Source organism: Nonomuraea sp. NPDC049486, assembly GCF_040676925.1.
GTDB classification, from domain to species: Bacteria; Actinomycetota; Actinomycetes; order Streptosporangiales; family Streptosporangiaceae; genus Nonomuraea; species Nonomuraea ferruginea.
In genome coordinates this window covers 316,757-329,303 of the sequence record NZ_JBFAPV010000009.1, presented here as the reverse complement: position 1 = coordinate 329,303, position 12,547 = coordinate 316,757, and the positions used below count along the sequence as shown (strand labels likewise).

The 12,547-nt window shown below is 71.7% G+C and carries 10 protein-coding genes; 7 read left to right on the top strand and 3 right to left on the bottom strand.

What is annotated here, in order from left to right:
* Positions 1-3 precede the first annotated feature (3 nt).
* From AB0K05_RS26660 to AB0K05_RS26650, 3 genes are all read right to left on the bottom strand, one after another.
* The gene (locus AB0K05_RS26660) at positions 4-981 is read right to left on the bottom strand and encodes an ATP-binding cassette domain-containing protein (protein ID WP_364232545.1); all 978 of its coding nucleotides are present in this window, start codon (positions 979-981) and stop codon (positions 4-6) included.
* On the bottom strand, positions 981-1,508 hold the full coding sequence (locus tag AB0K05_RS26655) for a helix-turn-helix transcriptional regulator (RefSeq protein ID WP_148030555.1): 528 nt from the start codon (positions 1,506-1,508) through the stop codon (positions 981-983). The genes AB0K05_RS26660 and AB0K05_RS26655 overlap by 1 nt, the downstream gene beginning before the upstream one ends.
* Positions 1,509-1,593: 85 nt before the next feature.
* Complete coding sequence (locus AB0K05_RS26650) at positions 1,594-2,190, bottom strand: TetR/AcrR family transcriptional regulator (RefSeq protein ID WP_364232542.1); 597 nt, start codon at positions 2,188-2,190, stop codon at positions 1,594-1,596.
* A 66-nt stretch (positions 2,191-2,256) separates the two neighbouring features.
* Between AB0K05_RS26650 and AB0K05_RS26645 the strand changes: the two genes are divergently transcribed.
* The 7 genes from AB0K05_RS26645 to AB0K05_RS26615 all read left to right on the top strand — a co-directional run bounded on the left by AB0K05_RS26645 (position 2,257) and on the right by AB0K05_RS26615 (position 12,546).
* The gene (locus AB0K05_RS26645) at positions 2,257-3,837 is read left to right on the top strand and encodes a carboxyl transferase domain-containing protein (RefSeq protein ID WP_148030557.1); all 1,581 of its coding nucleotides are present in this window, start codon (positions 2,257-2,259) and stop codon (positions 3,835-3,837) included.
* Positions 3,838-3,839: 2 nt separating this feature from the next.
* The gene (locus AB0K05_RS26640; protein ID WP_364232539.1) at positions 3,840-6,029 is read left to right on the top strand and encodes a biotin carboxylase N-terminal domain-containing protein; all 2,190 of its coding nucleotides are present in this window, start codon (positions 3,840-3,842) and stop codon (positions 6,027-6,029) included.
* A complete protein-coding gene (locus AB0K05_RS26635; RefSeq protein WP_364232536.1) occupies positions 6,026-6,940 on the top strand; it encodes a hydroxymethylglutaryl-CoA lyase in 915 nt (304 codons plus the stop codon). Before AB0K05_RS26640 ends, AB0K05_RS26635 begins: the two co-directional genes overlap by 4 nt.
* 3 nt (positions 6,941-6,943) lie before the next feature.
* Positions 6,944-8,080 (top strand): acyl-CoA dehydrogenase family protein, encoded by a 1,137-nt coding sequence (locus AB0K05_RS26630; RefSeq protein ID WP_271279053.1) that lies wholly within the window; start codon positions 6,944-6,946, stop codon positions 8,078-8,080.
* Positions 8,081-8,312: 232 nt separating this feature from the next.
* Positions 8,313-8,459, top strand: a complete 147-nt coding sequence (locus AB0K05_RS26625) for a hypothetical protein (RefSeq protein WP_364232534.1) — start codon at positions 8,313-8,315, stop codon at positions 8,457-8,459.
* Between the two features lie 777 nt (positions 8,460-9,236).
* Positions 9,237-9,641, top strand: a complete 405-nt coding sequence (locus AB0K05_RS26620; protein ID WP_261808438.1) for a GNAT family N-acetyltransferase — start codon at positions 9,237-9,239, stop codon at positions 9,639-9,641.
* A 31-nt stretch (positions 9,642-9,672) separates the two neighbouring features.
* On the top strand, positions 9,673-12,546 hold the full coding sequence (locus AB0K05_RS26615; protein WP_364232530.1) for an AAA family ATPase: 2,874 nt from the start codon (positions 9,673-9,675) through the stop codon (positions 12,544-12,546).
* Position 12,547 lies beyond the last annotated feature (1 nt).

Below are 12,547 nucleotides of genomic sequence, written 5' to 3'. Positions count from 1 at the left end.
CGTTCACCGCCTCGCCATCGCGCGCATGAAGGCCATCTGGTCGTCTCCGGACTCGGCGTCGCGGATCGTGGAGCCGGTGTAGTTCATGAACACGTCGTCCAGCGACGGCCGTGACACGCTCACCGACGTGATCGGCATGCCGAGCTCGGCGAACAGCCGCGGCACGAACTCCTCGCCCGAGGCCACGGCGAACGTCACCGCCCCCTCGTGCACCGCCGCCTCCAGCCCGAACCGCTCACGCAGCGCCTTGATCGCGGCCTCGTCGTCACGGGTGTGGATCTGCACCCGGTCCTTGCCGACGCTGGCCTTGAGCCGCTCGGGAGAGTCGATCACCACGATCTCGCCGTGGTCGATGATCGCGATCCGGTCGCAGTACTCGGCCTCGTCCATGTAGTGGGTGGTCATGAAGATCGTGATGTCCTCGCTGACCCGCAGCTCGTTGATGTAGCCCCAGATGGCCGACCGGGTCTGCGGGTCGAGCCCGACCGTCGGCTCGTCCAGGAACAGCACCCGCGGCGAGTGGAGCAGGCCGCGGGCGATCTCCAGCCGCCGCTTCATGCCGCCGGAGAACGTCATCACCTTGGCGTCCTTGCGGTCCCAGAGCGCCACCATCTCCATGACGCGCCTGATCCGCTCGTCGACCACGCTCTTGTGCACCCCGTACAGCTCGGCGTGGAAGCGCAGGTTCTGCTCGGCGGTCAGGTAGCCGTCGAGGGTGGGGTCCTGGAAGACCAGGCCGATGTTCCTGCGCACCTCGTCGCGCTCCCTGACCACGTCGTGGCCGGCGACGGAGGCGGTGCCGCCCGTCGGGTTCGCGAGCGTGCAGAGCATGCTGATCGTGGTGGTCTTGCCGGCGCCGTTGGGGCCGAGGAATCCGAAGACCTCGCCCGGTGACACCTCGAAGTCGACGCCCTTGACGGCCTCGACCTTCCCGTACGTCTTGGTCAGCCCTCGTACGACGACGGCCGCGTCCTCGCTCATCAATCCTCCGCCAGAATCTGGAACACGGACTTGCGCGTCTGCCTGAGCAGCTTCTTGGCCTCGGCGACCTGGCGGTCGTTGGCCGTCCTGGTCAGGTGGACGAACGCCTCGCCGAGCTGCCCCCACAGCAGGCGCAGCTCGTGCCGGTCCTCCGGCACGGTGCTCGCCACCTCGTCCCACGGCGCGGGGGCGGCGCTCAGGCGTCCCGCCTCGTCGCGGCCCTCCTCCGTCAGGCGGTAGGTCCGGCTGCCGCCGGCCTCGCCGCCGGTGACCAGGCACTCGTCCTCCAGCTGCTGGAGCGCGGGGTAGACCGAGCCGGGGCTGGGCCGCCACACGCCGCGGCTGCGCGCCTCGATGTCCTGGATCATCTGGTAGCCGTTCTTGGGCTCCTCGCCGAGCAGCAGGAGCAGCGCCGCCCGGACGTCGCCGCGCCGCACCCGCGGCCCCGCCTCCATGCCGGGGGTGCCCGGCGGGGGCGGCGGCATCGGCGGGTGCGGGAATCCGTGTCGTCCATGTGGATCAATCATTACATCTCCCAACTATCGAGATGTTCTGACGATATATCTAGATAGTTGAGGCGGCAATGCCTTTTTCTGGCGACTCTCGCCTGTGTTAGCGCTCGTTAACAGCTGCCCGGAGCGCAGCCCCGGCCATGGCGTGCAGCAGCGGGCGCATCGCCCCGGGCGGGAGCTCGCCCGCGCTGTGCGGCGTCGAGTTCAGCAGGCCGAAGACCGCGTGCGTGGCGGCCCGCAGCCGGGACGCCGGGCACGACGGGTGGAGCTCGGCCAGCACCGCCACCCACTCCTCGACGTAGAGCCGCTGCAGCCGCCGGATCTGGCGCCGCTCCCGCTCCGGGACGTTGCCCAGCTCGCGGTCGTGCACGGTGATCAGCGCCGGCTGCTCGAGCGCGAACGTGATGTGCGCGTCGAGCAGCGCGTCCAGGATCTCGGCCGGGCCGGCGGAGGCCGTGACGACCGCGACCGCCGACTCGCGCAGCCGCGAGCTGATGTCGAGCAGCAGCTCCGCCAGCAGCGCCTCCTTGCCGCTGAAGTGGCGGTAGAGCGCCGGCCCCGAGACGCCCACCGCGCCGCCGATGTCCTCGATCGGCACGCCGTGGAATCCGCGCGCCGCGAACAGCCTCGCGGCGGCGTCGAGGATCTCGGCACGCCTGTTGCCGCGATTGCGGGTAGGTGTCGGGGCAGTCGTCACAGTCACATCATGCTAGACGGTTGAGTTAATGGCCACTAACATCACGACCATGACGAGAGGGCAGAGATGAGCGACTGGCCGATACTCAAGTCGGCCGCCGACCCCGGGAGCGAGGCGTACAGGAGCAACGCCGAGCTCAACGAGCGGCTCGCCGCCGAGCTCCGCGACCGCCTCGCCACCGCCGCGCTCGGCGGGCCAGAACGGTCGCGCAGCCGCCACGTCGAGCGCGGCAAGCTGCTGCCCCGCGAGCGCGTCGACGGCCTGCTCGACCCGGGCTCGCGGTTCCTGGAGCTGTCGCCGCTGGCCGCGAACGGCCTCTACGACGACCAGGCGCCCGCCGCCGGCATCATCACCGGCGTCGGCCGGGTCTCCGGCCGCGAGTGCGTGGTCGTGGCCAACGACGCCACCGTCAAGGGCGGCACCTACTACCCCATGACCGTCAAGAAGCACCTGCGCGCGCAGGAGGTGGCGCTGCACAACCACCTGCCGTGCGTCTACCTCGTCGACTCCGGCGGCGCGTTCCTGCCGAAACAGGACGAGGTGTTCCCGGACCGCGAGCACTTCGGCCGCATCTTCTACAACCAGGCCACGATGTCCGCGCGGGGCATCCCGCAGATCGCCGCCGTGCTCGGCTCCTGCACCGCGGGCGGCGCCTACGTGCCCGCCATGAGCGACGAGGCCGTCATCGTACGGAACCAGGGCACAATCTTCCTGGGCGGCCCGCCGCTGGTGAAGGCGGCCACCGGCGAGGAGGTCACGGCCGAGGAGCTCGGCGGCGGCGACCTGCACGCGCGCGTCAGCGGCGTCACCGACCACCTCGCCGAGGACGACGCGCACGCGCTGGCGATCGTCCGCGACATCGTCTCCACGCTCGCGCCGCGCGCCCCGCGCCCGTGGCCGGTGGCCGCGCCGGAGCCGCCCGCCCACGATCCGCGCGACCTCTACGGGATCGTCCCCGCCGACACGCGCCGGCCGTACGAGGTGCGCGAGGTGATCGCGCGGCTGGTGGACGGGTCGCGGTTCCTGGAGTTCAAGGCCGAGTACGGGCCCACGCTGGTCACCGGGTTCGCCCATGTCCACGGCCACCCGGTGGGCATCCTGGCCAACAACGGCATCCTGTTCGCCGAGTCCGCGCTCAAGGGCGCGCACTTCATCGAGCTGTGCGACCAGCGGCGGATCCCGCTGCTGTTCCTGCAGAACATCAGCGGGTTCATGGTCGGCAAGGCGTACGAGGCGGGCGGCATCGCCAAGCACGGCGCCAAGATGGTCACGGCCGTGTCGTGCGCCCGGGTGCCCAAGTTCACGGTGGTCATCGGCGGCTCGTTCGGAGCGGGCAACTACGCGATGGCCGGGCGGGCGTACGCGCCGCGCTTCCTGTGGATGTGGCCGAACGCCCGCATCTCGGTCATGGGCGGTGAGCAGGCGGCGAACGTGCTCACCACGGTGGGCTCCTCTGCGGGCGGGGCCGACCCCGAGGCGATCCGGGCCCAGTACGAACACCAGGGCAACCCGTACTACTCCACCGCCAGGCTGTGGGACGACGGCGTGATCGACCCCGTCGACACCCGCACCGTGCTCGGCCTGGCCCTGTCCGCGGCGGCCAACGCCCCGCTCGAACCCGCCGGCTACGGCGTCTTCCGGATGTGATCATGACTGATTCCCTGTTCGGCCGGGTGCTGGTCGCCAACCGGGGCGAGATCGCCGTCCGGGTCATCCGCACCCTGCGCGCGCTCGGCATCGGCGCGGTCGCCGTGCACACGGCCGCCGACGCGGGCGCGCGCCACGTGATCGAGGCTGACGAGGCCCACCAGATCCCGAAATATCTGGATATCGAGGCGATCGTGGAGGTGGCCCGGCGCTCCGGCGCGGCGGCCGTCCACCCCGGCTACGGCTTCCTGGCCGAGAACGCCGCCTTCGCCCGCCGCTGCGCGGAGGCCGGGCTGGTGTTCGTCGGGCCGCCGGCGGACGCCATCGAGGCGATGGGCGACAAGATCCGCGCCAAGCGCACCGTGTCGGCCGCCGGCGTGCCGGTGGTGCCGGGCGCGGCCGAACCCGGCGACGAGCTCTCGGCCTGGTCCGCCTTCCCCGCCCTGATCAAGCCGTCGGCGGGCGGCGGCGGCAAGGGCATGGTGCTGGTCAGGTCGGCGGCGGAGCTGCCGGACGCCCTGGAGTCCGCCCGGCGCACGGCCACGGCCGCCTTCGGCGACGGCACCCTCCTGATCGAGCGCTACGTGGAGCGGCCCCGGCACATCGAGATCCAGGTCCTCGCCGACGGCCACGGCACCGTCGTCCACCTGGGCGAACGCGAGTGCAGCCTGCAGCGCAGGCACCAGAAGATCGTCGAGGAGGCCCCGTCGCCCTTCGTCGACGCGGAGACCAGGGCCCGCATGGGCGCCGCCGCCGTGGAGGCCGCCCGCGCGGTCGGCTACGTCGGCGCGGGCACCGTCGAGTTCATCGTCGACGGCGCCACGGGCGCCTACCACTTCATGGAGATGAACACCCGTCTCCAGGTCGAGCACCCCGTCACCGAGCTGGTCACCGGCCTCGACCTGGTGGAGCTGCAGCTCCGGGTGGCGGCCGGCGAGCCTCTCCCGTTCACCCAGGACGAGGTGCGGCTCGACGGCCACGCGGTCGAGGCGCGCGTCTACGCCGAGGATCCGGCGCGCGGCTTCCTGCCCACCGGCGGCCGCGTCCTCGCCCTGCGCGAGCCCTCCGGTCCGGGGGTACGGGTCGACTCCGGGCTGCTGGAGGGCGGAGTGGTCGGCAGCGAGTTCGACCCGATGCTGTCGAAGGTCATCGCCTGGGCCCCGGACCGGGCGGGAGCGCTCCGTGCCCTCGACCGCGCCCTGAGCGAGACCGTGGTGCTCGGGGTCACCACCAACGTGCCGTTCCTGCGGGCCCTGCTCGCCCACGAAACCGTCCGCGCCGGCGACCTGGACACCGGCCTGGTCGAACGAGCCCTCCCAGACCTCCTCACCACCGACCCAACCCGCGCAGAAGCGGCCCGCACGGACCAGACCCGCGAGGACGGGGGTCGTACGGATGCGGCTCGCACGAACGCGGGTGGTGCGGATCAGGCCCGCGAGGACGGGGACCGTACAGATGCGGCCCGCGCGGACCGGGGCCGTACAGATGTGGCTCACGCGGACGTGGCTGGGGCCTCCGTGGCTCGTATGGGGCGCGGGGTGCCCTTGGATGCGCTGGCGGCCGCCGCGCTCGTGTTTCACGATCAGCCGGTGGGGCGTGACCCGTGGGAGGTCATGGACGGCTGGCGGGTCGGGGAGCGGGCCTGGACGACGTGGCGGCTGGAGACGCGTGACGGCGTGCACGCCGTCCACGTGCGCGGCCTGCCCCGGGAAGGCGCCGAGGTCAGAGTGGCGGACGGCCCGCCCGTTCCGGCCGTCCTCCGCACGTACGCGGACGGTCCCGGATCGCCGGGCGGACCTGCCGTCCGGCCGTACGGGGGTGGGGTCGTCGTCACTGTGGACGGTCGTACGACGCACTACGTGTGCGCCCGGGACGGTGAGACGGTCTGGCTCGGCCGGGACGGGCACGCCTGGCCCGTCACCCGCCACCTGATCGGCGACCCGGGCGACCGCGCAGGCGCCGCGGGGAGCGGCGACGGCGTGGTCAGGAGCCCGATGCCCGGCACCGTCCTGGTGGTCAAGGCCCAGGTCGGCGACCAGGTCAAGGAAGGCCAGCCGCTGGTGATCGTGGAGGCGATGAAGATGGAGCACACCGTCACCGCCCCACGGGACGGGCGCGTCGCCGAGCTGCCGGCGCAGGCCGGCCGGCCCGTCGACATGGACGCCGTGCTGGCCGTGGTGGAGGAGGGATGATGGCGCGCGCGTACCCGATGGAGGGCCTGCCGCAGCAGGTCACCGTCTACGAGGTCGGCCCCCGCGACGGGCTGCAGAACGAGGCGGCGATCGTGCCCGTCGAGGTCAAGGCCGAGTTCATCGACCGCCTCGCCGACGCAGGCCACAAGGTCATCGAGGCGACCAGCTTCGTGCACCCGAAGTGGGTGCCCCAGCTCGCGGACGCGGAGCAGCTGCTCGACCGGCTGCACCGCAGGCCCGGCGTCCGCTACCCGGTGCTGGTGCCGAACGAGCGCGGCCTGGACCGGGCGCTGGAGCGGGGCGTCGACGAGATCGCCGTCTTCGCCAGCGCCACCGAGACGTTCGCCGCCAAGAACCTCAACCGGAGCCTGGAGAGCCAGTTCGAGATGTTCGAGCCGGTGGTCGCCCGGGCGCGGGAGAACGGCGTGCGGGTGCGCGCGTACGTGTCGATGTGCTTCGGCGACCCCTGGGAGGGTCCCACGCCCGTCTCCCAGGTGGTCGCGGTCGGTGAGCGGCTGCTCGGGCTGGGCTGCTACGAGCTGTCGCTGGGCGACACGATCGGCGTCGGCACGCCCGGCCACGTCACCGCGCTGATCGAGGCGTTCACCTCGCCGGACAAGCTCGCCGTCCACTTCCACGACACCTACGGGCAGGCGCTCGGCAACACCCTGGCCGCGCTCAGGGCGGGCGTCACCACCGTGGACGCCTCCACCGGAGGCATCGGCGGCTGCCCGTACGCCGAGTCCGCCACCGGCAACCTGGCCACCGAGGACCTCGTCTGGATGCTGCGCGGGCTCGGCATCGAGACCGGCCTCGACCTGGACAAACTCGTGGCCACCAGCACCTGGCTGGCCGCCCGGCTGGGCCGGCCCAGCCCCTCCCGCGTCGTCCAGGCCCTCGCGAAAGGCTGACCCATGCTGACACCCGAACACGAAGAGCTGCGCAAGACCGTCGAGGCCTTCGCCCGCGAGGTGGTCGCCCCCGTCATCGGCGGCTACTACGAGCGCGAGGAGTTCCCGTACGACATCGTCCGCCAGATGGGCGCGATGGGCCTGTTCGGCCTGCCCATCCCCGAGCAGTACGGCGGCATGGGCGGCGACTACTTCGCCCTCTGCCTGGCGCTGGAGGAGCTGGCCAGGGTGGACTCCAGCGTGTCGATCACCCTGGAGGCGGCGGTGTCGCTCGGCGCGATGCCCATCCTCCGGTTCGGCACCGGGGAGCAGCGCGACCACTGGCTGCCGAAGCTGGCCGCGGGGGAGATGCTGGGCGCGTTCGGCCTGACCGAGCCGGGAGGCGGCTCGGACGTGCCCGGCGGCATGCGCACCACCGCCGTGCTCGACGGCGACGAGTGGGTGATCAACGGGACGAAGGCGTTCATCACCAACTCCGGCACCGACATCACCGGCGTCGTCGGCGTCGCCGCGCTGACCGGCGAGCGGGAGATCTCGACCATCCTCGTCCCCGCGGGCACGCCGGGCTTCACCGTGTCGAAGAAGTACTCCAAGGTCGGCTGGAACGCCTCGGACACGCGCGAGCTGTCGTTCTCCGACTGCCGGGTGCCCGCCGCCAACCTGCTCGGCGAGCGCGGCCGCGGCTACGCCCAGTTCCTGCAGACGCTGGACGAGGGCCGCATCGCGATCGCCGCACTCAGCGTCGGCCTGTCGCAGGGCTGCGTGGACGAGTGCCTGAAGTACGTGCGCGAGCGCCGCGCCTTCGGCCACCCGATCGGCCACTACCAGGCCATCCAGTTCAAGATCGCCGACATGGAGGCCCGCGCCCACACCGCCCGCCTGGCCTATTACCACGCGGCCGAGAAGATGCTCGCGGGCGTCCCGTTCAAGAAGGAAGCGGCGATCGCCAAGCTCGTCTCGTCCAACGCGGCCATGGACAACTCCCGCGACGCGACGCAGATCTTCGGCGGGTACGGATTCATGAACGAGTTTCCGGTGGGCCGTTTCTACCGCGACGCGAAGATCCTGGAGATCGGCGAAGGAACGTCCGAGGTGCAGCGCATGCTGATCGCCCGCCAGCTGGGATTGGGTGATCTGTGAATTGGCGGATGTCCTTCGCCGCAGGGCGCTAGGATTCGGCGCATCGCACTCGATCGGCGGAGGGCGGACTCTGGGGTGAGCCCACAAGGAGCACACTGGTCCATCTCCGGCGCGGTGATGACGGACTGCCTCGTTTCCCCTTAACCATGAGGATGAAATGCTGGATCCGTCACAGGATCACCTGCGATGGTGGTTCCTGAAAATCTATATGATCATTCTGTCCGGTTTGATCATGGTCACTGTGCTCGCCGGGGCTTTTCTGGACGAGAAGGCATGGGCCCAGGTCAAGCCGGAGCTCGCGGATATCAGGCTCTGGACCTTCCAGATAGGCATGATCATCGTCGGGAGCTATCTGTTCTCCGACGGTAGGAGGAGTTGAGCGCGCCCCGGTCGCCCGCAATCGGCGGGTGGCCGGGGCGTTCTCGTCGTGCCGGCGGGTTCCACCCGTCACTCTGCTGCTTGTCATAGGGGACATATCACTCGAATGTCGTCAGAGTGGCGACATATGCGAATTTACGGGTAAGTAAGAACAATGCCCGTAGTGTGATTTTATGTACCCGAGTCGTACCTTTTTCTAGCTGACCCCGAAAGTCGCCACTTGTGGTGGCTGGGGCTTTTCTTCTACGCTGGGTTTGACGAAGACGGTCGCCAGGCGCGACTAATGTCGTTCTTGTGAAACCGCCGTCAGCGTCAGGGTATGAGTCCGTACAGCCGTATCCATCGAGTGCAACTGTCTCGGGGTGATCCTCCGAGCCGTACGGTTGTGTGTCTGTTTCAACCCATCCCTCCCGTAGCGAGGGAGGAGGGGCCTCCTGTCGGCCGACGTCGCATTGTGCAGACAGGAGGCCCTTTCTCATGAAAGCTTAGGCGAGGCAGAGGGAATATGAAAGAGTCTAGCTTTTCTTATGTTCTACCTCGGTGGGGCTATGCGTACCGGAGTGGTAAATCCTTGCCACCCCGGCCCGCCCGCGTTCCGTCGAAGGTGTCGCGGCACTTCTTCGTGTATGGTATGAATGTCGTTTTTGTGCCGCGCACCCTGTCGCCACCCCCGGCAGGCCGGGTCCGGGCGATCCGCGACTCATGAGTGTTGGACTCGGGAACGGGGCGCGATCTAGTGTCATACGTCATGACGGCTGACGATCTTCTTATCCGGAGGGTGGAGAAGTCCGACGCGGACGACGTGTTCGCGCTGGCGCGCGAGTTCGGTCTCACCTTCCGGCCCGAGCGCGAGGCCTTCGACGCCGCGCTGCCGCTGCTGCTGAAGGACGAAGACACCCTGCTGCTCGCCGCCGTCGTCGACGGGCGCGTCCACGGCTATCTGCTCGGCTACGTCCATCTGACGCTCTTCGCCAACGGGCCCGTCGCCTGGGTGGAGGAGGCGATGGTGCAGTCGGGGTCGCGCCGGCAGGGCATCGGGCGCGGCCTGCTCGTGGAGTTCGAGAAGTGGGCGCGCGACCGCGGCGCCCGCTATGTGGCGATGGCGACCCGGCGCGCGCCGGAGTTCTACCACGCGCTCGGTTACGAGGCTTCTGCCACTTTCTACCGTAAGGTGCTGCGCTGACCTTGTCGTAGGGGGATGGCATGCTTGGTGCGTGACCATCCACCAGGTGAGCCCCCTGTTCGTCGGCCGTGCCGGCGAGCTCGACCTGCTCCTGGGTGTGCTGGGTGAGACGCGCGGCGGCGCCGCGGCCACCGTGCTGGTCGGCGGCGAGGCCGGGGTGGGCAAGACCCGGCTCATGGGGGAGTTCACCGACCGGGCCGGCGACGCGCTGGTGCTCGTCGGCGGCTGCCTGGAGCTCGGCACCGAGGGCCTGCCGTTCGCCCCGTTCACCGCCGTGCTGCGCTCCCTGGTGCGCACGCTCGGCCGCGACCGGGTCGCGGAGCTGGTGCCCGGCGGCACGACCCGAGGACTGGCGCGGCTGCTGCCCGAGTTCGGCGAGCCCGACCGCGACGGCGCCGAGGCCAGGGCGCGGCTGTTCGAGCAGCTGCTCGGCCTGCTGGAGCGGCTGGCCGAGGACCGGCCGGTCATCCTGGTCGTGGAGGACGCCCACTGGGCCGACCGCTCCACCCGCGACCTGCTCTCCTTCCTGGTGCGCTACCAGCGCGGCACCGGCCGCCTGATGATCGTCGTCACCTACCGTTCCGACGAGCTCCACCGCGCCCACCCGCTGCGCCCGCTCCTCGCCGAGCTGTCCAGGGTCGCGTGGGTGACCCGGGTGGAGCTGAGCCGGCTCAGCCGCCGCGAGGTCGCCGCCCAGGCGGCGGGCATCCTCGCCCGCGAGCCGTCGCCCGCCGACATCGAGCGGGTCTACTCGCGCAGCGAGGGCAACCCGCTGTTCGTCGAGGCGCTGCTGAGCGAGGACGGCTCCGGCGGCCTGCTCCCGGAGTCACTGCGCGACCTGCTGCTCGCGAGCGTGGAGCGGCTGCCCGACGAGACGCAGGAGCTGCTGCGCATGGCCAGCGCCGGCGGCCAGCGCATCGAGCACGACCTCCTGGCCGCCGTCACCGGGTTCGACGAGGCGGCGCTCGCCGCCCGGCTGCGCCCCGCCGTGGCGGGCAACGTGCTCGCCGTCGACGGCGAGGGCTACGCCTTCCGCCACGCGCTGATCCGCGAGGCGCTCCACGACGACCTGCTGCCCGGCGAGCACACCCGGCTCCACACCCGCTTCGCCGAGGCGCTGGAGCGCGACCTGTCGGTCCTGCCCGCGCCGCGCGGCGCGATCGAGCTGGCCCACCACTGGCACGCCGCCCGCGACACCACCTGGGCGCTCACCAGCGCCTGGCACGCCGCCGCAGCGGCCCGTCGCTCCACCGCCTACGACGAGCAGCTGCGCATGCTCTCGCGGGTGCTGGAGCTGTGGGACCACGTGCCCGACGCGGCGGAGCGCACCGGCCGCGGCCACGCCGACGTGCTGCGCCAGACGGCCGTCGTGGCCCACCTCGCGGGCGAGTACGACCGCGCCGCCGCGCTCGCCTCGGCCGCGCTCGGCGAGATCGACCGCGCCGCCGACCCGGTGGCGGCCGCCCGCGTGCTGCGGCTGCGCGGCCTCATCCGCTACGACCTGAGCCGCCCCGGCCACATCGACGACCTGTACGAGGCGGCCGCCCTGGTCCCCGCCGAGCCGCCGAGCAGGCTGCGCGGCCAGGTGCTGGAGTCGCTGGCCCGCATGCTCCACCGGCCCGACCGGCGCGCGGAGCGGATCGCCACGGCGGAGCAGGCCATCGAGATCGGCCGCCGGGCCGGCGACGACACCGTCCAGGCGCAGGCCCTGATCAGCCTCACCTGGACCCGGTGCCTGCGCTTCGCCGAGATCGACGAGCACCGCGGCGGCTACGCCGAGGCGCGCCGGCTGGCGGTCCGCGCCGACGCCTACAACGCGCTCATGCGCGTGGCCATCTCCGAGTCCGACAGCCTGGAGGGCGCCGGACGCCACGAGGAGGCGGCCCAGGTCGCCCGCGACGGCATCGCGCTGGCCGAGCGCTACGGGCTGGCCCGCACGTCCGGCACCTTCCTGTCGATCAACCTGGCCGAGCCGCTGATGTCGCTCGGCCGCTGGGACGAGGCGCTGGAGGTGATCGAGCACGCCCTGGAGCTGGTGCCGCCCCCGCCCCACCAGACCGGGCTGCGCGGCTTCGCCACCGACATCGCGCTGGCCCGCGGCCGGCTCGACCAGGCCGCGGAACTGCTGGCGGCCATCGAGCGCATCGTGGCGCGCGGCTCGTTCCGCGAGCAGACCGTGCTGCCCCACGGCCGCCGCGAGGCGGAGCTCCTGCTGGCCCGCGGCCGGGTCGACGAGGCGCGCGAGGCGGGCCTGCGCCTGCTGCGCTCCCACGACCTGGGGGCCGAGCCGCGCTACTCGTGGGGGCTGCTGGCGTCCCTGGCCGAGCTGGGTGGACCGGTGGTGGCCGAGGTCCGCGCGCTCGCCGAGCGGCTGCCCGCCGACGGCGACCTGCAGCAGGCCCAGCGGCTCACCGTCACCGCCATGACCGTGACGGAGGACGACCCCGAGGCCCGGCTCAAGGCCTGGGACGCGGCCGTGGCCGCCTGGGAGGCGCTGCGCAACCCGTACGCGCGAGCCCGGGTGTGCGAGGGGGCCGCGCACGCCGCGCTGGCGTGCGGCGACCGCGAGCACGCGGCGGCGCGGCTGGCCACGGCGGACGAGCTGGCGCGGCGGCTCGGCGCGCGGCCGCTGCTGGCGCGGGTCGACGCGCTGGCCAGGCGGGCCGGGATCGCCCTGGCGGACCAGTCCGCGCCCGGCGGGCCGCCGCTCGGCCTGACCGCCCGCGAGCTGGAGGTGCTGCGCCACGTCGCCAGGGGCCGGAGCAACCGCGAGATCGCCGCCGAGCTGTTCATCGCCGTCAAGACGGTCAGCGTGCACGTGTCCAACATCCTCGCCAAGCTCGGCGTCGCCTCCCGGGGCGAGGCCGCAGCCAAGGCCCACGCGCTGCGCCTGTTCGGCGAGTGAG